The organism is Serratia sp. AXJ-M (genome assembly GCF_046531865.1).
Classification (GTDB): Bacteria; Pseudomonadota; Gammaproteobacteria; order Enterobacterales; family Enterobacteriaceae; genus Serratia; species Serratia liquefaciens.
In genome coordinates, this window is the sequence record NZ_CP059394.1 from 3734367 (window position 1) to 3756698 (window position 22332).

17 protein-coding genes are annotated in these 22332 nt (G+C 58.7%); 8 read left to right on the plus strand and 9 right to left on the minus strand.

Annotated features, from left to right (window positions below):
• The first annotated feature begins 5 nt into the window (after positions 1-5).
• Genes fepD through H0S68_RS17520 form a run of 3 tightly spaced genes read left to right on the plus strand, consistent with a single transcriptional unit; the run spans position 6 to position 2901 of the window.
• Entirely contained in the window at positions 6-1079 is a 1074-nt protein-coding gene (fepD, locus tag H0S68_RS17510) for a Fe(3+)-siderophore ABC transporter permease (protein WP_122079950.1), read from the plus strand.
• Positions 1079-2104, plus strand: a complete 1026-nt coding sequence (gene fepG / locus H0S68_RS17515; protein WP_020827969.1) for an iron-enterobactin ABC transporter permease — start codon at positions 1079-1081, stop codon at positions 2102-2104. Before fepD ends, fepG begins: the two co-directional genes overlap by 1 nt.
• Positions 2101-2901: an ATP-binding cassette domain-containing protein gene (locus H0S68_RS17520; protein WP_020827970.1), complete on the plus strand. Its 801-nt coding sequence runs from the start codon at positions 2101-2103 to the stop codon at positions 2899-2901. The genes fepG and H0S68_RS17520 overlap by 4 nt, the downstream gene beginning before the upstream one ends.
• A gap of 77 nt (positions 2902-2978) precedes the next feature.
• On the opposite strand, the gene H0S68_RS17525 is transcribed toward H0S68_RS17520, so the two are convergent.
• The 3 genes from H0S68_RS17525 to fes are packed head-to-tail and all read right to left on the minus strand — an operon-like array spanning position 2979 to position 8507.
• Positions 2979-6923, minus strand: coding sequence for an enterobactin synthase subunit F (locus H0S68_RS17525; protein ID WP_410528876.1), 3945 nt, complete (start codon positions 6921-6923; stop codon positions 2979-2981).
• Between the two features lie 32 nt (positions 6924-6955).
• Entirely contained in the window at positions 6956-7162 is a 207-nt protein-coding gene (locus tag H0S68_RS17530) for an MbtH family protein (protein WP_020827972.1), read from the minus strand.
• Positions 7137-8507, minus strand: coding sequence for an enterochelin esterase (gene fes / locus H0S68_RS17535; RefSeq protein ID WP_071844543.1), 1371 nt, complete (start codon positions 8505-8507; stop codon positions 7137-7139). Before fes ends, H0S68_RS17530 begins: the two co-directional genes overlap by 26 nt.
• 319 nt (positions 8508-8826) lie before the next feature.
• Between fes and H0S68_RS17540 the strand changes: the two genes are divergently transcribed.
• Entirely contained in the window at positions 8827-11106 is a 2280-nt protein-coding gene (locus tag H0S68_RS17540; RefSeq protein WP_020827974.1) for a TonB-dependent siderophore receptor, read from the plus strand.
• 181 nt (positions 11107-11287) lie between these two features.
• Here H0S68_RS17540 and H0S68_RS17545 read toward each other — a convergent pair whose 3' ends face one another.
• The 3 genes from H0S68_RS17545 to budA form a co-directional block, all read right to left on the minus strand.
• A complete protein-coding gene (locus H0S68_RS17545; protein ID WP_390902096.1) occupies positions 11288-12862 on the minus strand; it encodes an ABC transporter substrate-binding protein in 1575 nt (524 codons plus the stop codon).
• Positions 12863-13022: 160 nt separating this feature from the next.
• Positions 13023-14708 (minus strand): acetolactate synthase AlsS, encoded by a 1686-nt coding sequence (gene alsS, locus H0S68_RS17550; protein WP_020827976.1) that lies wholly within the window; start codon positions 14706-14708, stop codon positions 13023-13025.
• A gap of 39 nt (positions 14709-14747) precedes the next feature.
• Positions 14748-15527, minus strand: a complete 780-nt coding sequence (budA, locus tag H0S68_RS17555) for an acetolactate decarboxylase (protein ID WP_410528877.1) — start codon at positions 15525-15527, stop codon at positions 14748-14750.
• A 437-nt stretch (positions 15528-15964) separates the two neighbouring features.
• Here budA and H0S68_RS17560 point away from each other — a divergent pair, with 437 nt between their 5' ends.
• Complete coding sequence (locus H0S68_RS17560; RefSeq protein ID WP_410528878.1) at positions 15965-16867, plus strand: LysR family transcriptional regulator; 903 nt, start codon at positions 15965-15967, stop codon at positions 16865-16867.
• Here the strand turns inward: H0S68_RS17560 and eutC are convergent.
• Together eutC and H0S68_RS17570 are read right to left on the minus strand one after the other, a co-directional pair.
• Entirely contained in the window at positions 16846-17637 is a 792-nt protein-coding gene (gene eutC, locus H0S68_RS17565) for an ethanolamine ammonia-lyase subunit EutC (RefSeq protein ID WP_259218096.1), read from the minus strand. The two genes, H0S68_RS17560 and eutC, sit on opposite strands and share 22 nt — an antisense overlap.
• Positions 17634-19019, minus strand: coding sequence for an ethanolamine ammonia-lyase subunit EutB (locus H0S68_RS17570; RefSeq protein WP_046372991.1), 1386 nt, complete (start codon positions 19017-19019; stop codon positions 17634-17636). The genes eutC and H0S68_RS17570 overlap by 4 nt, the downstream gene beginning before the upstream one ends.
• Before the next feature lie 212 nt (positions 19020-19231).
• On the opposite strand from H0S68_RS17570, the gene H0S68_RS17575 reads away from it, so the two are divergent.
• Both H0S68_RS17575 and H0S68_RS17580 read left to right on the plus strand, forming a co-directional pair.
• Positions 19232-19780, plus strand: a complete 549-nt coding sequence (locus H0S68_RS17575; protein WP_115058363.1) for a nucleotidyltransferase family protein — start codon at positions 19232-19234, stop codon at positions 19778-19780.
• 59 nt (positions 19781-19839) lie between these two features.
• Positions 19840-20316 carry a FlxA-like family protein gene (locus tag H0S68_RS17580; RefSeq protein WP_020827982.1) on the plus strand — a complete coding sequence of 159 codons (477 nt, stop codon included), beginning with the start codon at positions 19840-19842 and terminating at the stop codon, positions 20314-20316.
• A 1-nt stretch (position 20317) separates the two neighbouring features.
• Here the strand turns inward: H0S68_RS17580 and H0S68_RS17585 are convergent, their stop codons facing one another.
• Positions 20318-21238: a LysR family transcriptional regulator gene (locus H0S68_RS17585; protein WP_122079957.1), complete on the minus strand. Its 921-nt coding sequence runs from the start codon at positions 21236-21238 to the stop codon at positions 20318-20320.
• A 96-nt stretch (positions 21239-21334) separates the two neighbouring features.
• Here H0S68_RS17585 and H0S68_RS17590 point away from each other — a divergent pair, with 96 nt between their 5' ends.
• Positions 21335-22327, plus strand: coding sequence for a bile acid:sodium symporter family protein (locus H0S68_RS17590; protein ID WP_048760964.1), 993 nt, complete (start codon positions 21335-21337; stop codon positions 22325-22327).
• Positions 22328-22332: the final 5 nt, after the last annotated feature.

Consider the following 22332-nt stretch of genomic DNA (forward strand, 5'->3'; position numbering starts at 1 on the left):
TTGTTATGTTACGGATTACACGCAATTGCACACCGTCCATTCCGCTGTCCAGGGATCGTCTTGCGGGTGGCACTCCCCGCTCATTTCGTCGCAAGCTGCTTGGCTTGCTGATTGCCGTTTGCGCCCTGTTGGTCGTCATGCTGCTCAGCCTGTCGCTCGGTGCCAAATCTATCCCCTTCGACACGGTTATCCAGGCGCTCAACGGCCAATGTAGCGGCGCCGACTGCACCATCATTACCAACGCCAGGCTGCCGCGCACGCTGATCGGCGTGCTGGCGGGTATCGCCCTGGGCCTGTCCGGCGTGCTGATGCAAACCCTCACCCGCAATCCGCTGGCCGACCCCGGCATTCTCGGCGTTAACGCCGGCGCGGGGTTTGCCGTGGTATTGGGCATCACTTTCTTTGGTGCCGCCCACGTCGGCGAATATCTGTGGTTCGCCTTTGCCGGCGCGATGTTTGCCGCCCTGCTGGTGGCGCTGATCGGCGCATTGGGCGGCAGCAGCCTGAACCCGGTTCGCCTGACGCTGGCCGGCGTCGCGCTGGCGGCGGTGCTGGAAGGCATGACCTCCGGCATTTCCCTGTTGAACCCGCTGGTGTTCGATCAGCTGCGTTTTTGGCAGGCCGGTTCGCTGGATATTCAAAATATGCAGGTGGTGCGCACCGTTGCCCTGCCGATCCTGCTGGGCACAGCAATCACGCTGTGGATGAGCAAATCGCTGAACAGCCTGAGTATGGGCAATGAGTTAGCCACCGCGCTGGGCACCGGCATCGTCCGCACCCAGTTGCTGGGGTTGCTGGCGATCACATTGCTGTGCGGTGGCGCCACCGCCGCCGTTGGTCCGATAGCCTTTGTCGGGCTGATGATGCCGCACATTGCCCGGCGACTGGCCGGCTCCGAGTTGCACTGGATGCTGCCGTGGACCTTGGTATTGACCCCGATCCTGCTGCTGAGCGCCGACCTGATCGGCCGCTTCCTGGTCGCCGGTGAACTGCGCGTTTCCATCGTCACCGCGCTTATTGGCGCACCGCTGCTGATCATGCTGGTGCGCCAACGCCATATGTTCAGGAGGCAGCGCTAATGTCGATGTCCGCAGCCCGCCTGATGGCCAACCACAAAATGCGCGCCTTGTCGCGCCCGGCGCTAACCGCGCTGCTGCTGTTGCTTGCCGCTCTGGCACTGGCGATTTATGCCCTGGGTTCCGGCGCTCTGTCGCTCAGCGCTCTGCAGGTGATCGACGCCCTACGCGGTGAAGGCCCGGCCAACCTGGCGGTGATCGTTACCCAGTGGCGTTTGCCTCGCGTGATAATGGCGCTGTTGTTGGGTGCCGCGCTCGGTATCAGCGGCGCCATCTTCCAATCGCTGCTGCGTAACCCGCTCGGCAGCCCGGACGTCATCGGTTTTAATACCGGTGCTTACAGCGGCGTACTGGTGGCAATAGTGCTGTTTAACGGCGGCATTCTCGGCATCACCTCCGGGGCACTGGCCGGTGGCTTGCTGACCGCCGCGCTGATTTATCTGCTGGCATGGCGCAACGGCGTCGAGTCATTCCGTTTGATTATCGTCGGTATTGCCGTTCGCGCCCTGCTGGTGGCCGGCAATACCTGGCTGATCATCAGCGCTTCGCTGGAATCCGCCATGACCGCCGGACTGTGGAGCGCCGGTTCGCTCAACGGCGTGACCTGGGCGAAAAGTTTGCCGGTGCTGGCGGTGATTGCGCTGTGCTGTCTGTTGCTGTTGATGCTGGCCCGCCGCATGCGGCTGCTGGAGATGGGCGATGACACCGCCTGCGCACTCGGTGTGCCGGTAGAGCGCTCACGCGTGCTGCTGTTATTGGTCGGCGTTACCCTGACTGCCGCCGCCACCGCCGTCGCCGGGCCGATCTCCTTTATTGCGCTGGTAGCCCCACAGATTGCGCGACGCCTGTGCGCCAACCGCAGCGTCCTGTTGCTGACAGCCCTGACGGGTGCCCTGTTGCTGCTGCTCGCCGATGTCGCGGCGCAACGCCTGTTTATGCCTTATCAGTTGCCGGTCGGGGTGTTGACCGTCAGCCTGGGCGGCATTTATCTGATTTGGCTATTAATCCGTGAGTCACGAAAAAAATGAATGCTGAACTCTTACAGCCCGCGCCGTTACGCGCCGAAAACCTGACGCTCGGCTATGACAAAAAAATCGTCGCGCGCGACCTTTCCGTTTCTATTCCGCACGGTGAACTGACGGTCATTATCGGGCCGAATGCCTGCGGTAAATCGACCTTGCTGCGCACTCTTAGCCGCCTGATGCAGCCGCAGGCCGGTGCCATCTGGCTCAACGGCAAACACATTAGCGACTATGCCACCAAAGAGGTGGCTCGCCAGTTGGGGCTGTTGCCACAAAGCTCGACCGCGCCAGGTGACATTACCGTGTTTGATCTGGTGGCACGCGGTCGCTATCCGCATCAGCGCCTGTTCAGCCGCTGGCGTGAAGAAGACCAGCAAGCGGTCGAACAGGCCATGCGCTCCACCGGCGTGTTTGAACTGGCTGAACAGCCGGTTGATACGCTTTCCGGCGGACAGCGTCAGCGGGTCTGGATTGCCATGGTATTGGCGCAGCAAACGCCGTTGCTGCTGTTGGATGAGCCGACCACCTGGCTGGATATCAGCCATCAGATCGACTTGCTGGAACTGATGCGCCAGTTAAACCGTGAAAATGGCCATACGCTGGTGGTGGTGCTGCACGATCTCAACCATGCCTGCCGTTACGCCACACATCTGATTGCCATGCGCGACGGTAAAGTGGTCGCCGAGGGTGCACCGAAGGATATTGTGACGCCGGAATTGATCGAAAAGGTCTACGGTCTGCGCTGCATGATCATTGACGATCCCGTCTCGCACACGCCGTTGGTGGTACCGCTGGGTAAGTAATCGAGATTGTAGGGGCCCAGCATGCTGGGCCCGCGTTAATCGGGACGAATGTATTCGTCCCCTACCATCACTGGGTATTATAAAGCGCGAAGTATGCGGTTCAACAACGGTCCTAATACCTTGAACGACGTTGGTGAAACGATATCCACGTGCGCACAGTCCAGTTCATGAACCTGTAGCGCGTCCACATATTGCGACCAGGTCTGCTGAACATCCATCCCCTCCTGCAACGTCTGGCGCGCGACAAACAGCGTCGCCTGTCCTTTGAAGTTCGCCGTATGGGTGGCTGAAAGCAGACGAACCGAATCGGCATAGTTGGCTTCGATATTATCGAACATGGCTACGCGAGTTTCGCCCAATGCCGGATCCAGCGCATCTTCAGACACCGCCAGGAACTGCTGACGTTCGCGCTGAACTTCTTTCAACACGTTGTCATCCAACATCACGTCCCAGTTTTGCGTTTCCGGCGGATAGGTATCCAGCAGCCCAAGGAAAGCCACTTCTTCACCCCTTGCCTGTAAGCGCGCGGCAATGCCTTGTGCCAGAGTACCGCCCAGCGAGTAACCGATAAAGTGATACGGGCCGTGCGGTTGCACTTGCAACACCGTCTCCAGATGCGCGTCGCATACCTGGTCCATATTTTCGCTCAGCGCCAACGGGCCATCCGGCCGTGGAGACTGAATACCCACCAGCGACCAGTGCTGATCGATATAGCGCGGCAACACGCTGAACTGCCATGAGAAGCCGGACGCCGGATGCAAGCAGAACAGCGTTGGTCCTTCGGTGGTGCGCAGCGGCAGAACGCGGTCAAAACCGGTTTTGTCAGCTTCTTCCTGGGTGCGCTCTTCGGCCAACAGCTGCGCCAGCTGTTCCACGCGGGAAGCCACCATCACCTGCCCTACCGACACCGCCTTGCCCAGCTCACGCCGCAGCTCCGCCGCCAAACGCATCGCCAACAGCGAGTGCCCGCCGAGGGCAAAGAAGTCATCGTCGGCAAACACGGTTTCGCGTTGCAGCAGGCGAGCGAACACCGCAGCGATCGCCGTCTCCAGCCCCGCATGTGGCTCACGCCCTGCCGCGCGGGTTGCGCCCTGCGGTTGCGGCAACGCTTTACGATCCAGCTTGCCATTGGCACTCAGCGGCAGAGTATCCATCTCGACCAGCGCCACCGGCACCATATGCGGCGGCAGGCGATCGGCCAACGCTGCGCGGAGCGCGTCCAGATCAAGGCGCACACCGGGCTGCGCCACCAGATAGCCCACCAGTTGACGGGCATCGCCGCCGCCAGGATCGGTTGGCGTATTTTCCAGCACCAGCGCGTGAGTCACCGCCTGTTTAATCCCCGGCAGCGACAGCAAAGCATGATCGATTTCACTCAATTCAATGCGTTGCCCACGTATTTTTAACTGATCGTCACTGCGGCCAAGGTATTCCACCTCGCCTCCCGGTAGCCAACGGGCGACGTCACCCGTGCGATACATCCGCCCGCCATCGCCGTCAGGATCGGCTACAAAGCGGCTGGCGGTCAGTTCCGGTCGTCCCAGATAGCCGTGCGCCAGTTGCACACCGGTAAGGTACAAATCACCGGCGACGCCCGGCGGCACTGGCCGCAGGCGTGTATCGAGGATGCGTAAACCGGTGTTCCAAACCGGTAAACCAATCGGCACATTGGCGCCAGTGACGGCAGCCAAGGCTTCGCCCCAGGCCGGATGCCAGCTGACGTCCACCGCCGCTTCGGTCGGCCCGTACAGGTTATGCAACGGCACCGCAGTGCGGCTTTGCCACAGGCGGCACAGTTCCGCCGGCAAGGCTTCACCACTGCAAAATACCTGACGTAACGGCGCACAACACGCCACCGCCTGCGGGCCATCCAACGCGCTGACGAAGGCCGCCAGCATCGAAGGGACAAAGTGCATGGTGGTGACACGATGTTGATCAATCAGCTGGAGCAGCTGTTCCGGATCGCGGTGCGCTTCAGGCGGGGCCATCACTAACTGGGCCCCCACTATCAGCGGCCAGAAGAATTCCCATACCGAAACGTCAAAACTGCAAGGCGTTTTCTGCAGCACCACATCGCCTGCCGCCATAGGATACTGATGTTGCATCCACAACAACCGGTTGACGATCGCCTGATGCCCCACCAACACGCCTTTCGGTCGCCCGGTCGAGCCGGAGGTAAAGATAATGTAGGCCGGGTGATGCGGCGTCGGTCCATTGAGCGTGACGTTGGCTGCGCTGTCTATCGACAACGGCGCGTCATACAGCAAGATCTCACCCTTGCCGGCAAAACGTGCCTGCTGGGTCGGTTCGGCGATAATCAGGCGCGGCGCAGCGTCCTCCAGCATCATGCCAAGACGCTCGTCAGGATAACCGGTATCCAGCGGCAAATAGGCCGCCCCGGCTTCGACGATGGCCATTAACGCCAGAGACAAAAAGACCGAACGCGGTAAGGCAACGGCGACGATATCACCCGGTTGTACGCCCTGCTCCGTCAACTGACGCGCCAGCGCGACAACCTGTTCACGAGTTTCGCGATAGGTAAATTGGTACTGCGCATCGGCCAGCGCCGGGGCGTCAGGGGTTTTCTGCGCCTGCTCCGCCAGCAGCCCGCTGAGGGTTTGCGCCTTCACCGGATGTGCCGTGTCATTAACCCGGGCCAACAGTTGGCGGTCTTGCTCGGTGAGCAAATCGGCATCGCCAATCGGCATCTGAGGCTGTGCGGCAAACTGACGCAACAACAGAGGCAGGCGTTGCAGATGCGCCGCCAGCTCATCACGCTGATAACGTTCGGCATTAGCCAACAGATCGACCTTCAGCGTACCGGCCTCGTCGAGGTACAACGCAATCTCCAGATCACGGACCGGCCCGGAGGCCAGCTCATGGGTGATGCCTTCGATACCGCCGAAGTCCAACTGGAAATCGAACATCTTAAAGTTGAATACCGTGCCGTACAGCGGTTGGGCATCGCCAATTCGCCCCAGATCGCGCTGCACCTGCTCCGCCTCGTAGCGCTGATGGCGGCGTACGATTTTTAACTCACGACCAATATTACCGGCGACCTCGCTCAGCGTAGCCTGAGGGTCGAGATGCATTTCGATCGGCAAGACGTTAATCACCGGTCCGTTGGCACAGAGCGCGGCCGAACCGGTACGGCGCATAAAGATAAAACCGGCGCTGAAGCTGGCATGTCCGCTCAGGCGTGAAACCCACAACGCAACCAGCGCCAGTGCCATATCTGCCACGCTGAACTGCTGCTGACCGGCGTTCACCAACTGCGTGAAATCTTGTCGATCGCACAGCTGTGACAAGCGGTGAATACGGGTGGTTGGCGTCTGCCCGGCCAACGGTTGCGGGCAAAGGGTGGCAGGCGTCGGCAATTGCTGCGCCTTGTTCAACCAGAAGGCAGCGTCGCGCTGAGAGGTAGACGATTGCGCATAACGCTGATATTCCTCGACCACTTCGCTGAATGCGCTGAAGGGCGTCGGATCCGGCCGTTCATTGTGCAACGTCCGGGTGTAAATATGGGCGATTCTGCGGGCAATGGCGGTAAAACTGAAGCCATCTACCAGAATATGATGATAACGCTGATACCAAAACCAGCGCTGTTCCGACAGGCGGATCAGCATATGACGATATAACGCATTGCCGCTACCGATGCGCAAATCACCGGACATATCCAACTGCATGAGGGCACGCGCCGCTGCAGCGGCATCGGGAGATTCGCTGAGATCGATGTATTCTACCGGCAGGATCGCCAGCTCGGGGTCATGCCACTGCATCGGCACCCCGTCACGCTCTTCAAAGCGGAACTGCAGGGTATCTACTTCCGACAGCCCCTGCTCAATCGCACGCAACAGGCACGCCTGATCCAGCGGGCCATTCAGCTCAATATAGTGGGAAACCGCATAGGCGTTGGCATGCGGCGAAATCTGATCGGCAACCCAGATCCCGGGTTGCGCGGCGACCAACGGCAGTTCAGTGGCGAACGGCCGTTCGGTCGGTAATAAATTCCGGTCTGACAAGGTACTGACTCCTGTTATCGGTATTGGCGCCATCACGCCTTACGCAGCGAGGCGGGCCGCATATCCTGCCAATGCTGTTCCAGCCAAATCACGCACAGCGGACGCGCCGCCGGGCCAAACACCGGCGTCCACCCCGCCGGCACTGCGCTAAAGTCTGGCCACAGGCTGTATTGCAATTCATCATTCTGCACAATCAGGCAGCTTTGTTGCTCGTCATCGAACGGGTTCAGAGTTTCCATCGCGGACTCCTTGGGCAGTGAAGGTTAGCTTGATCGAGGGGGCAGAGGATTGGTCCGCCCACAGTGCCTGCAGACCGTCTATCAGGCCGCCACGCCAGCACAAATGATCGTGTCCCCCGGCTACCACCCGGTATTGCACCCGGTGACCGGCATCACGCAGCAAGTCCGCCATGCGATCGTTGACCCGGCGCGCCACTTTTTCATGCACGCCGGCTTCCATAAACACCTTCAGCTTGCCTTTGCCAACGCCCTGCTCAACCTGATGCAGTAACCAACCGGCATCGGCCGGGATTTCCGCAAGCTGATACATGTCGCGACGTGGCCACCAGAAAGAGCTGGACTGGCAAATCACCCCGCCGAAGCTCTGCGGCCAGTGCAGCCCGGCATACAGCGATGACAAGCCGCCAAAACTTTGGCCGCACACCAGAGTACGGGCAGGATCGCGCTGGTACGGCGCCCATTCGGCGACCTGCGGCAGCAATTCTTCTTGTACCGCCAGCCAGAAATCTGCATTGCAGGCCAGCTCCTGGGAGCGGTGTTTGAGATCGATAATGTCAATCAGCAGATAAACCGCTTCCGGCAGCTTGCCCTCGCGGGTCAACTGCATCAGCGGATCCCAGACCGGCATGTTGCTCGCCCAGAATTGACCGTCCAGCAATATCGCCAGCGGACGTTGTGTTGGATCGCCTTCGCCGGTGGTATAAACCCAGACGTTACGGGTATTGCCCAGACGCTCGCTGTGCCAGCTGTGGCGCTGCAGTTTCGCCGGGGGAGCTGGAGTACAACGCCCGCTGGCGACCGCATAGCGATCGAAATCCTGCCAGGCCGGTTGCGGCAGCGCTTCCGGCATATGCAGACCTGACAATACATGGCCGCCGACACCGGCCCAGGAACGATGGGGATTCAGCAGGTCCTGGGTCGCACCGGCAAACACCTGATGCCACCAATGGCGGACCGAATGCATATTAACGTGCGCATCCTCATCACTGGGGGCCAGTGGCCGGTCGTCCATACAGGGGATAAAGCAGTAGCTGCCGCGCCAGTCGGCGCTGAGCTCGGTCTGCCAGTACCAAACGTCGGTCCCTTCCAGCCGTTGCAGGCTCTGCGGCGGCGACGACTGATGATGGTCGGTCAGACAATTGATGTGGATCCAGACGCGTCGATAGGCGGAAGTGAGTTCACATCCCTGGGGGTCACGCCATAAAAAGGTGACCTTCCCGCGTCCATCCCCTTGCAGCTCCACCAGCGGCGTGCCGCGTTTGGCGATATTCAGCCACCATCCATGGCGCCCGGCGTGCTTGCTTGATAATAATCTGCTGCTTTCTGACTCGGATTTTGTTTTCAAACGCCTATTCACTATTTAGCTGGCAGCTTCAGGAAAGCCGGTAATTTCGCGGCGCGAGGCGCTGCCCAAGAAAACGGTAAGTCGAATACTATTGATAATTATTTGCGTTTGCAATAGTGTGTGTAGGCTCGTAAACAGGGCAGGTATTCTTCAACAGGGACGGATGCCGAATTTAAGCGCTGAATCCAATGTCGTGGCCGCTGCGTCTTGGCCGATTGGGTTTCTCTTTCCGAAAACAAAAAACTACAACCGCCCTTCTCATAGCCGGAGAGCTACTGCTTCGGTGCCCGGAGAAAGGCAGCAAGGTAGGAACTCTCAGATGAACAGCAAATTATCACGTTATTCCTTAGCCACACTCATCGGGTTAGGGTTAGGCGCGTCCGCTTTTGCACACGCCGCACAGCAAACCGACACCAGCCCAGAAACAGACAAGGTCGCCAAAAGTAAAAAAGAAGCCGCCGAGGACACTATTGTCGTCACTGCCGCCAAGCAAAACCTGCAGGCACCTGGGGTTTCTACCATTACCGCCGACGAAATCAAAAAGCGCCCACCTGCCCGTGATATCAGCGAGCTGATCCGCACCATGCCCGGCGTTAACCTGACCGGTAACTCCACCAGCGGCCAGCGCGGCAACAACCGCCAGATCGATATCCGCGGCATGGGCCCGGAAAATACCCTGATCCTGATTGACGGAAAACCGGCCAGCAGCCGCAACTCGGTGCGTCAGGGCTGGCGCGGTGAGCGTGATACCCGCGGCGATACCGCCTGGGTCCCGCCGGAAATGATTGAACGTATCGAAGTGCTGCGCGGCCCCGCGGCAGCCCGTTACGGTAACGGCGCCGCCGGCGGCGTGGTCAACATCATCACCAAGAAGAACACCAAAGAGCTGCACGGCTCGCTGAACACCTATTTCAACGTGCCGGAGCACAAGCAGGAAGGCTCCACCAAGCGTACCGACTTCAGCCTGTCCGGCCCGCTGACCGACCAGTTGAGCTTCCGCCTGTTCGGGGGTTACAGCAAAACTCAGGCCGATGCCTGGGACATTAACGAATCGCATAAATCCGAGCGAGTGGGTGCCTACGCCAGCAGCATTCCTTCCGGCCGTGAAGGGGTGGTAGATAAAAATATCGACGCCTTGCTGCACTGGGACTTCGCGCACCTGCAGTCGCTGGAGTTTGAGTATTCCTATGGCCGTCAGGGCAACCTGTACGCCGGTGACACTCAGAACACCAACACCAATGCGCTGGTACAGAGCAACTACGGCAAAGAAACCAACCGTATCTATCGCGAGACCTTCGGCCTTAACCACCGCGGTGCCTGGGACAATGGCGTCAGCACCAATAACTACGTTCAGTTCGAGCGCACTCGCAATACCCGCCTGAACGAAGGGTTGGCCGGCGGTACCGAAGGTATCTTCGACGCTAAAAACGAAGGCTTCGGCACCACCAAGCTGGACGATTTCCTGGCGCACAGCGAAGTCAGCGTGCCATTTGAACTGGGCGTGACGCAAACCGCCACCCTGGGTACCGAATGGAACCAGCAACGCATGAAGGACGGTTCATCCACCAGCCAAACGATGATGGGGGGCACCATTCCCGGTCAAGGTAGCGGTACTCGTAGCCCTTACGCATCCGCCCATATCTTCTCGCTGTTTGCCGAAGACAACATGGAGCTGACCGACAGCACCATGCTGACGCCGGGCCTGCGTTACGATCTGCACTCCGAAGCCGGTAACAACTGGAGCCCGTCGCTGAACCTGTCACAGGAACTGGGCGACAACTTCACCCTGAAAATGGGCATCGCCCGCGCCTACAAAGCGCCTAACCTGTACCAGACCAACCAGAACTATTTGCTGTACAGCAAAGGTCAGGGTTGTTCGTCCAGCGATGTCAAAAATGGCTGCTACCTGCTGGGTAACGACGACCTGAAGGCAGAAACCAGCGTCAATAAAGAAGTCGGGTTGGAATTCCACAATGAAGGCTGGCTGGCCGGCGTGACTTATTTCCGCAACGATTACCACAATAAAATCGAAGCGGGTAATAGCCGTATCGGCACCAGCAGCACCGGCACAGCCGTGTACCAATGGGAAAACGTGCCGAAAGCGGTAGTCCAGGGCCTGGAAGGCACGTTGAACGTGCCGGTCAGCGAGACCGTCTCCTGGAGCAACAACGCCACCTATATGATCGAGAACAAGAACAAGAGCACCGGCGACTACCTGTCGGTGATCCCCAAGTTCACCATCAACTCGACGCTGAGCTGGCAGGCGACCCAGGATCTGTCGATGCAATCGACCCTGACCTGGTACGGCCGTCAGAAACCGAAGAAGTACAACTACCAGGGTAAACCGGTCAGCGGTACCGAAACCAAGGAGGTCAGCCCTTACGCCGTGGTAGGTGCCAGCGCGACCTATGATGTGACCAAAAACATCAGCCTGACGGCGGGTATCGACAACCTGTTCGACAAACGTCAGTTCCGCGAAGGTAACTCGCAGAACGTGGGTGACCCAACCACCGGTGCCATTAACATTGCCGGTGCAGGTGCCGCCACCTACAACGAACCGGGTCGTACTTACTATATGAGCGTGAATACCCATTTCTAAACGGCCGGCTTAATCAAGACTGCTAACCCCCACTAAGGGGCTAAACCGGTAGGGGTCGAACATGTTCGACCCGATTAAATCCAGTGTTTATGCAACTGGGCGCAGCATGCAGCGCCCCTACCATAAAAAAGCAGAGCCGATTGCCAACGACCTAAGGGGCTGCCATGCAGCCCCTTTTTTATTATTTCTCCAGCGAAACCTGTTTGAAGATGTGTTTGCCGAAGGGATCGATCTCGTAGCCTTTCACCTCTTTGCGCACCGGTTCAAAAATGGTCGAATGGGCAATCATCAACGCCGGCATCTGATCATGCATCATCACCTGTGCCTGTTCATACATTGCCACCCGCTTGGCGTGATCGTTTTCCTCACGCGCTTGCGAAATCAACTTGTCGAACGGCGGATAGCACCACTTGGCCGAGTTCGAACCGCCGTTGGCCGATACGCAGGTAAACAACGGGCCAAAGAAGTTATCCGGATCGCCATTGGCCGTAGTCCAGCCCATCAATGCCGTTTGATGCTCGCCATTTTTTATCCGCTGCAGATATTCGCCCCACTCGAAGGTGACAATTTTGGCCTTCACGCCAATCTTCGCCCAGTCGGACTGGATCATCTCCGCCATGCGCTTGGCATTCGGGTTGTAGGGCCGCTGTACCGGCATCGCCCACAGATCTATCGCAAAGCCCTGCCCCAGCCCTGCCTCTTGCAGTAACTTTTTGGCTTTCTCCGGGGAATACGGGTAATCCTCAATCTTGTCATTGCTGCCCCACTGGGTCGGCGGCAACAGGTTCTTCGCCGGCTGGCCCGCGCCGTGGAACACCGCTTCGAGGATCGCTGGTTTGTTCACCGCCAGCGCCAGCGCCTGCCGCACCTTGACGTTATCCAGCGGTTTTTTCTGGGTATTGAACGCCAGGAAACCGATATTCAGACCGGACTTCTCCATGACCTGGATATTGGGATCCTGACGCATGCGTGTCAGATCCGCCGGGTTAGGAAACGGCATGACCTGGCACTCATTTTTTTGCAGCTTGGCATAACGCACCGCCGCATCCGGGGTAATTGAGAACACCAGACGGTCAACCTTGGGTTTGCCTTCCCAATAGTGGTCGAACGCCTTATAGAGGATCTTCGCATCCTTCTGGTACTGCACCAACTGGAAGGGACCGGTGCCGATCGGGTCGTTGTCCACCCGCTGCGGGGTACCGGCCTTTAGCATCGCATCGGCATATTCGGCGGAGAGAATGGTGGCGAAATACATGCCGAGATCGGCCACGAATGGCGCTTCAGCGCGTGAAAGTTCAAAGCGCACGGTGTTATCGTCCACTTTGACAATGTTGTTGATCAACGTGCCGAACTCCATCGACTCAAAGTTGGTGTAAGCGCCGTTGGAAACCTTGTGATAAGGGTTATTGGCGTCTTTTTGCCGCATGAAGGAGAAGATGACGTCGTCGGCGTTGAAATCGCGGGTGGGGGTAAAGTATTTATTGCTCTGGAATTTCACCCCCTTGCGCAGGTGAAAAGTGTAATTTTTGCCGTCTTCGCTCACCTGCCAGCTTTCGGCCAGGCTGGGCTGCAGCTCAACGGTGCCGGTTTTGAAGTCCACCAATCGGTTGTAGATCGTCGCCGAACTGGCGTCCACCGTCGGGCCCGAGGTAAACAGCTGCGGGTTAAACCCTTCCGGTGAGCTTTCGGAACAATAAACCAGCGTACTGGCGCGCGCACCGCCCATCGCTGCCAAAGCCAATAATCCCAGCGTCATTGTGAGTGTTTTTGTTTTCATCCTGCCATCCCCGGTATAGAAAATAGACTCGATGGATACCAATAAATCATGAAGTTAGGGATGTAAAGAACAAATTTTAGGCATAAAAAACGGGGAGCACCGCGTACGGCATTCCCCGTGGTTTTTACGCCTGATGAAATTAAATCATCTGGCTGAAGTTCATCTGCGCCATCAGCTTGTAGTTGTCGGCGTAATCGACCGGAATGGCCACCACGACCGGCCCCTGGATTTCCATCGCCTTGCGCAACATGGGCCGCAGGTCATCCACCGACTGCACCGCAAACCCGACCGCCCCGCACGCCTCGGCATAGGCTTTAAAATCGATAGGGCCGAATTCCACCCCGGATTTGCGGCGGTATTTGTTCACCTCCTGCATTTCCACCATGTTGTAGGCGTTATCCACCCAAATCACGTGCACGATGTTATTTTTCAGCCGCACGGCGGTTTCCAGTTCCATGCTCGACTGCATAAAACCGCCGTCGCCGGAAATCGACACCACTTTGTCGCCCGGCCGCACCAGCGCCGCGCCGATAGCCCACGGCAGCGCCACCCCCATGGTCTGCTGGCCGTTGGAAATCAGCAGTTGGCGCGCACGGAAGCTGTAAAGGTAACGCGCAATCCAAATGTGGAAACTGCCCATGTCCACACACAACGTCACGTCGTCGCTGACAATATCCTGCAGCTCTTTGACGATGCGCAGCGGGTGGATTGGCATGCCGCCGCGCCGTGCGGCACGTTCCGCCAGTTCGGTACGCTGGCGACCAAGATCGCTGAGGATCGATTCCACTTCGGCCGGCACGCTCACCACGCTGTTAAAGGCTTCGGTCATCATGTCGAGCGTGGCGCTGATATTGCCCACCAGCTCGACGTCCGGACGATAGCAGGTATCGATGTCCGCCGGCAGCACGTCGATATGCACCAGTTTCAATCGCCCCTGGCTGTTCCACATGCAGGGATCGTATTCGATCGGGCCATAGCCGACGCTGACCACCAAATCGGCTTTCTGCAGCAGTTGGTCGGCCGGTTGGTTGTTGAACAAGCCGACGCGGCCGGCAAAGCGTGCAAAGTGATTAACGTCGATCACCCCTGCCGCCTGGTAGGTCCCCACTACCGGCATATGGGTGCGATGCAGCAGTTGGCGCACCGCCTCGCTGTTTTCCGGGCGGCTGGCCTGCAGCCCGAGCAACAACACCGGGCACTTCGCCTGTTGGATCAGCTTAACCGCGGCGCGAATATCCTCGGCAGCGGCGGCCCCCATTCGCGGCAACCGACACCCCGCCAGCACCGGGGCGCTGACCGGCTCATTGACGATGTCCATCGGCAGGCTGACAAAAGACGCCCCCGGACGGCCGAATTCGGCGTGGCGGAAAGCGTTGGCAATCACTTCAGAAATCGCCGAACCGGCATGCACTTCGGCACAATACTTGGTCACCGGCCGAAACATACTGACGGTATCCATGCTCTGGTGGGTCTGTTTGAGGTTGTCGGCACGCTTCACCGCCCCGCCGAACGCCACGACCGCATCCCCTTCCGAGGTGGCGGTCGCCAGCCCGGTGATCAAATTGGAACTGCCCGGCCCGGAGGTCACCAACGCCACCCCGGCCTTGCCGGTCAAACGCCCCACCGCCGCCGCCATAAACGCCGCGTTGGCCTCGTGGCGCACCACCACCGTTTCTATCGACGGCGCGTCTTCCAGCGAATCGAATACCCGGTCAATCTTGGCGCCCGGAATACCGAATACGTGTTTAACCCCCTGCGCCTCCAGATTTTTCACCACCAAATCTGCGCCACATGCCCAGTTATTGTCTGTTTTTGCCTTGTTCATGGAATACCTCCTGAAAATACACCCAGGACTGTCGCGGAATTAACCCTCGGCAGAACGAATTGCGCTATCCAAATCCTCGGGACAGAGGTCGGCGCGCAGAAAATCCGCATCATGCGGCAATTGAAGATTGAGGCGGGTGATCACGCCAAATTGCAGGCGGCCGTGGTCAAGTTGGTAATCCAGCACGTGACCGCCACCGTTGCGATCGTCGGTGACAAAGTGCTCGTGATAACCGGCCACGCCAACGCCCTGCATATAATCAGGCGAACGGAAGCCAACCAGGGTGCCCTGACGTCGATGGAAGGCAAAGGTCGGCTGCTCTTCTATCGCCTCCAGCATCGGACGATAAGGCCGCTCCTGACGCGGCACGGTGCGGGTTTCCACATGGCTGAATTCACCGTCGACGCGCAGCGCGCAGAACAGGTTCGGCGAAGCCACCTGCTCATCGATACACTGGTGCAACTGCGCCTTGGTGATCGGACTGTCGAAGTATTGGGTGACGCTAGGTTGGAAAAATGTGACAACGGCAAACGGGGTTTTCTGCTGCAAACTGGCCGGTCGTGCGCTGCCGTCGGCGCGCAACTGGTGAATTTCCTGGTCGAAGGCGATCAGTTCGCCGTCGAGGTGATTGAACGTTCCCAGGCCAAAGTTGCCGTGCTTGAGCAATTCGGCAATGGTGACCTCCCCTTCGTAAACGCCGCTGATCAGTGCGCTCATCAGCGAGATTTGATAGATCTCGCCCTCCCCAACGCTCAGCGACTGCCTGGCAAACCCTTGCGCCAAATGCTGTGCGCAGGAACACCCATGGTCTTCGTTCATAACTACTCCTCCACCAGCGCGGAGTGAAATGCTCCGCGCGTTCAAAAATGCCCACCCGTAGGTGAACAAAGATGTCGCCGGCAACGCGTTCAGTTGGAACGATTCAGCCAACGGCGACAAAAAAACCGGCACGGCAGGCCGGCGATGCCCAATGTCAACAACGGTTTAGATTCACTAATCATTGTTGGTAAACAGGGCATCAATTTGAACGGTTAATCTGGTGTTGAAGTCATCATCAATACCGCAGGCACACGGTGGAACCTGGGGGAAATTCTGTATTTAAAGTTCTAAAAACCGCGAGTTTTATGCATTTTCTCTCTGTGCGGCGGGGTTCACGGCATGTCATCGCTTTCCGTAAGCCCGAAAAAAGAGTAGCCGCATTGCGACGGACGGAGAACCTGGTATTCATAAGAAACGCTTTTGCATATAATGCAAAGATGAATGACGCCCGCTATGTTGAACATCTGCCGATATTTCTCGAGGTGGCCCTGTTGGGCAGCTTCTCCGCCGCCGCTCGCAAGCTGGGAATGGTGCCTTCTTCGCTGGTACGCCACATTGATGCGCTGGAAAACGCGCTGGACGCCACGCTGTTTATCCGCTCTACGCGGGGTTTGATGCTGACGGATGCGGGCGAAAGGCTGCAGGCGCGAGCAAGCACGCTGCTGACGGATATCACCGACATCCGTGCCGAACTGGCTTCGTGGAACGATATGCCGCAAGGCACGCTGCGTATCAGCTGTCTGCCCACCTTCGGCAAAACCTATATCCTGCCACTGTTGCCGACGCTGGCCGAGCGCTATCCGCAACTGTTTGTCGACCTGGATTTGACCGAACGCCAAACCGATCCGACCCAGGAACTGTTGGATGCCGCCATTCGTATCGGCGAGCAAAAAGACAGCGGGCTGTACGCCAGCCGCATCGCGACCCAGCGCTGGGTGATGTGCGCCAGCCCTGATTATATCGCCCGTTACGGACAGCCGGCCGACCTCAATGCATTGCCGCAGCATCGACTGATTGCCCGCTACCATAAGCAACAACCGGCCTGTTGGGCGCAAATCCTCAGCGTTCCTCTGATGAGCCGCTGCAGCATGGTGCTGCGCTGTGACGACTTTACCGCTCAACGCCAGGCGGCGCTGCTGGGGTTGGGGCTCACCTTTTTGCCCAACTGGGTGGTCGGGCCGGATATTCAGACCGGCCGCTTGCTGCAGGTGCTGGAAGACCCGCGCCAGGAGCAACAGGGCATTTACCTGTTACGGCCGGTGGCGAAGGTATCCGCGCGGCTGAACCTGTTTATTACCCTGCTAAAACAAAGCATCGGTCAGCCACCGAGCTGGGAGTAACGCGGGGAAACCTGTCCCTGCAGCGCCGGGTTGTCGCTTTCATCTTTCAGCTCCACCCCGGTCAGCCGACGCTGGAAAGCCTGCTCCAGCAGCCAGGCCAGTTTGAACGCCGCCTGCGGATAATCCAGCCCTTCCGGACGCACGTTGGAGATGCAGTTGCGCTCCGACTCGCGCCGCCGGGTGTTCGGCCCCCAGGTAAGGTAGATACCAAGGCTGTCCGGCGACGATAAGCCCGGCCGCTCGCCGATCAACATCGCCACCGCTCTGGCCTGCAAACACTCGCCGATATCATCCCCCAGCGCGACCCGCGATTGGTGTGCCAATACCACAGGGGCAACCGAAAGCCCCATCCCATCGAGATAGGGTCGCAGCGCCTGCAACAACGGTAGCGCCTGACGGTGCACCGCCTTGGAGGATAAACCGTCCGCCACCACCAGCAGCAGATCGGCCGGTTTTTCCGGCAGGCCCAGCAGCAGGCTGCGGCTGTCAGGAGCCAAACGCCGCCCGAGGTCCGGCCGACGGAGATAGGCGGTGCGATCGGCGGCCTGACTGTGCACCGTCAGGGTTTGCCAACCTTGCTCCTGCAATGTCCCGGCCAGCGTATCGCTATCAAACGGCTGATGTACCGCATCACGCGCCTGCGCATGCGCCAGACCGAATTTAAGCAACTCCGCCGTAGGCAGGCTGGAACCGGTACGCCCCAATGCAATGCGCGCATCGGTAAAGGCGCGCAGCGCGTCCCAACGGTTAACGTGCACCGGTTTGCTCATCGTCTCTCTCCCTGCAAGGCCAGTAGCAAAGGGTGATTGGCGGCGGTATCGCGCAGTTGACCCCGTTCGTCGGTAATCTGCATTTTAGTCAGCCAGTCGGCAAACTCCGGTGCGTGTTTCAACCCCAGCAGCTCGCGGATATAGAGCGCGTCGTGGAATGAGGTGCTTTGATAATTGAGCATGATGTCGTCGGCACCCGGCACGCCAATCAGGAAAGTCAGCCCGGCGGTGGCCAACAGCGTCAGCAGCGTGTCCATGTCGTCCTGATCCGCCTCCGCATGATTGGTGTAGCACACGTCGCACCCTAGCGGCAGACCAAGTAGCTTGCCGCAAAAATGATCCTCCAAGCCGGCGCGGATAATTTGTTTACCATCGTACAGATATTCCGGGCCGATAAAGCCGACCACGGTGTTGATCAACAACGGGGAGAAATGACGCGCCACCGCATAGGCACGCGCTTCGCAGGTTTGCTGATCGACACCATGATGTGCGTTGGACGACAAACAGCTGCCCTGCCCGGTTTCGAAATACATCACGTTATTGCCCAAGGTGCCGCGGTTAAGGCTCAGTGCCGCCTGCTGCGCTTCCGCCAGCAGCGCCAGATTGATGCCGAACCCCTGATTGGCCGCTTCGGTACCCGCGATCGACTGGAACACCAAATCCACAGGGACGCCACGCTCCATCAACCGTAGCGTATTGGTCACATGGGTCAGCACACAGGATTGCGTCGGAATGGCGAAGCGCTGGATCACGTCGTCCAGCATGTAGTTGAGCTTTTCCAGCAGCGGCAGGCTGTCGCTGGCAGGATTGATGCCGACGACCGCATCCCCGCAACCATACAGCAGGCCGTCGAGCATGCTGGCGGCGATGCCCTGCAGACTGTCGGTAGGATGATTCGGTTGCAACCGCACGCTGAGTCGCCCCGGCAGGCCGAGGGTATTGCGAAAACGCGTGATGACCCGGCACTTCTTCGCCACCAGGATCAGATCCTGATTGCGCATCAATTTACTCACTGCCGCCGCCATTTCCGGCGTAATGCCTGCAGCTACCCGTGCCAACATCGCGCTGTCCGCCTGCTCGCTCAAGAGCCAATCGCGGAAGTCCCCCACCGTCAGGTGCGATATCGGCGCAAAGGCCAACGCATCGTGGCTATCGACAATCAGCCGTGTGACCTCGTCATGTTCATAAGGCACCAGCAGTTGCTGAAGAAAGGTTTTCAGCGGCACATCCGCCAACGCGATGCGCGCCGCCATGCGTTCTTCTGCGCTGTCCGCCGCCACCTCCGCCAGATAATCGCCGGAACGTGCCGGCGATGCCTTGGCCAACAACTGGCGTAAATCGTTGAAGCGGTAGCTGCGCCGGCTAAGCGTGGCCTGATACATAACGCCCCCTGTTCTGCCCTGAATGGTCGGTGGAAGTTGCAAACCCTGTACCAAGTGTAGTCAGTGGGCGTGTGAAATTATTTTTTGGCGGAAATCAGCCTATTATCCCCATATCTCGGGCTATCCACGCTGCAGTGGCGTGCACTAAAATCATGCACGGCATTCCGCCTGCGGTCGCTTCGGGTTACAGTAGCCGCAACTAAGGAGCGGTAATGAGTCTGCAGCAGAAAATTATCCAATGGTTACAGCAAGATAACGAAAGAATGATGGCATTGCGCACCGCGCGACGCCTCGGGCTGAATGACTGGTGCCTGGGGGCCGGTTTTGTGCGCAATCTGGTGTGGGATCAGCGCCACGGTTACGTTACATCTACGCCGCTCAACGACATCGACGTGATCCATTTCGACCCACAGCGCCCGGAGGCGGAACGTGACCACATGCTGGAAACGCGGCTGCAAGAGTGGCTGCCACAGCCCTGGTCGGTGAAAAACCAGGCGCGTATGCATTTGCGTAGCGGTCGGGCTCCTTATCGCAATAGCGAAGACGCCATCAGCTTTTGGACCGAGGTGGAAACAGCCGTGGGTGCACGCCTGAATGCAGATGACAGCATTACGCTGGTCGCGCCGTTCGGTCTCGAGGGGCTGTTTGCCGACACTATTACCTTCAATGCCAAAAACGGCGACCTCGATGCCTATGAACAGCGGGTTGTCGGCAAGGGCTGGTTACAACGCTGGCCGCGCCTGCGGCAAATTCGCGGGTAAAGTTTTTCCCCACGCTGCCGATACCCTGAGTAGCCATATCAAGACTCAGGGAGAGCATTATGTCGACCAGCATTACCATGATTGTTCCGGTGAAAAATACCGTACCCGGCGTCAGCAACGTTTTTAGCGCCCCCGGTAATACAGGCCAGGTGCTGATGGCCAAGCCGGTACATCAGCAACCTGAAGGCGATAAGTCTAATGAAACCAAAGCGGCGGGCGGTAGCGACCGGGTTAGCGTTTCCGACAGCAGCGCTTCAGCGCGCATCAAAGTGCTGAACAAACAGATTCAGGCTCTGCAGCAAAAACTGGTAGACCTGAAAGATTCAGACAGCGATCCCAAAGAGATCGAAAAACAGAAACAGCTGATTCAGGCGCAGATCAAGATGCTGCAGGCCGAGATCGCGCGGATTCAAAAAGAAGAGATGGAAAAACAGCAGGCCGAGCAGATGGCCAAGGCCAATGAGAGCATTGTCCCTGCCAAGGGCGATGGCATCAACCGCCCGACGGCGGCCAACGCCGTGGACGTGTATATCTGACTCAGTAGTCCGCCTGTTGTCGGCGTTGCTGCTGCAACAATGCCGCCTGCTGGCCAACCACTTGCCAGATGGCTTCCGCCGCGGGTGTCAGCGAACGGTTTTTACGCCGCACCAGCATCAGTGCGCGGTTGATTTCCGGCATCAGCCGACGCACCTTTAATTGCCCCCCTTCCGGCAGCGGTAACGCCAGCGCAGGAAAAATACTGATGCCGATACCTGCCGCCACCATCGGGAACAACGTTGCCGGGTGGCCTATCTCTTGTACCACCTGCGCTTCCACGCCTTGCTGGCGCAACGCGCTGTCAATCAGCGGCCGGCTACCGGACGCATAGTCCTGCAATACCAGACGACTGCCGTTCAGCGCCGACCAGTGCACCTCGGCCAGCCCGGCGAAGGGGTGATCGTTACGGCACAGCAGCAGGAAGGGCTCGTGCAGGATGGGTTCGCAGTCCAGATCCACCGCCTGGACCGGATCCACCACGATGCCAAAATCCACTTCGGCGTTGCGAATGCTGTGCAGGACCTGTTGCTGTGCCTGATCGCGCAGCATAATGCGAATATCCGGATACTGCTTTTCCCCTGCCGCAATGCACTGCGGCATCAGGTGTGCGGAGATGGTTTGGCTGGACGCCACCCGTACCGTACCGCTGCGCTGCACGCCGAAGCTGCGCGCATCCAGCAATGACGACTGCAGCTCATCCAGCAAGCGCTCAACGCGGTTGGCCAACCGCTGCCCGGCGTCGGTCAGCACCACTTCGCGAGTGGTGCGATCGAGCAGGCGAACGCCGACCTCCGCTTCCAGCTCTTTCACGCTGTGGCTGACCGCCGACTGCGTCAGACCAATGGCCTCACCGGCCCGGCTGAAACTGCGGTGGCGGGCAATGGCGACAAACACCTTGAGCTGCTTAATCGAGTAATTCATGTTTTTTATTCATAAATGAATTAAATAAATCAATTTAATTATTATATCCCGCCGCGCGACAATGGGCGCATTGATTTTTCATCCGAGTACGCCGCCATGAGATTCTTGCCCGATCGCTTTACCCTGACGTTGATCGCCACCGTGCTGCTGGCTTCGTTCCTGCCTGCGCGCGGCGAGTTCGTCGGCTGGCTGAATGCACTGACCATCGCCGCCATCGCCCTGCTGTTCTTTATGCACGGCGCCAAGCTGTCGCGCGAAGCCATTCTGGCTGGCAGCAACAACTGGCGGCTGCATCTGTGGGTGATGTTCAGCACCTTCATTATTTTCCCGGCGCTGGGCGTGCTGTTTAAATGGTGGTCGCCGGTCAACGTCAGCCCCGAGCTGTATTCCGGCTTTATTTATCTGTGCATTCTGCCCGCCACCGTGCAATCGGCCATCGCCTTTACTTCGCTGGCAGGCGGCAACGTGGCGGCGGCGGTATGCAGCGCTTCAGCGTCAAGCCTGTTGGGGATTTTCGTTTCGCCGCTGCTGGTGGGGCTGCTGATGAACGTTCACGGTGAAACCGGCAGCCTGCAGCAGGTGGGTTCCATCGTCCTGCAGCTGTTAGTGCCCTTTGTGGCCGGTCACCTGTCGCGCCCGCTGATTGGTAAATGGATTGAACGCAACCGTAAGCTGATTGGCAAGACCGATCAGACTTCGATCCTGTTGGTGGTTTACGCGGCCTTCAGCGAAGCCGTCACCCACGGTATCTGGCATCAGGTCGGATTGGGTTCGTTGGTGTTTATCATCGTCGGCAGCCTGGTGCTGCTGACGATCGTGCTGGTGGTGAACACTTACATGGCGCGCTGGCTGGGCTTTAGTAAAGCCGATGAGATCACCATCGTGTTCTGCGGTTCGAAGAAAAGCCTGGCGAACGGTATCCCGATGGCCAATATCCTGTTCCCGGCCGCTACCGTGGGGATTATGGTGCTGCCGCTGATGGTGTTCCACCAGGTACAGCTGATGACCTGCGCCGTGCTGGCGCGGCGGTATCAGAAGAAACAGCAGGAAAAACAGGCGGTGCCAAACGCCGAAACGGCGCGGGGATAATCAAA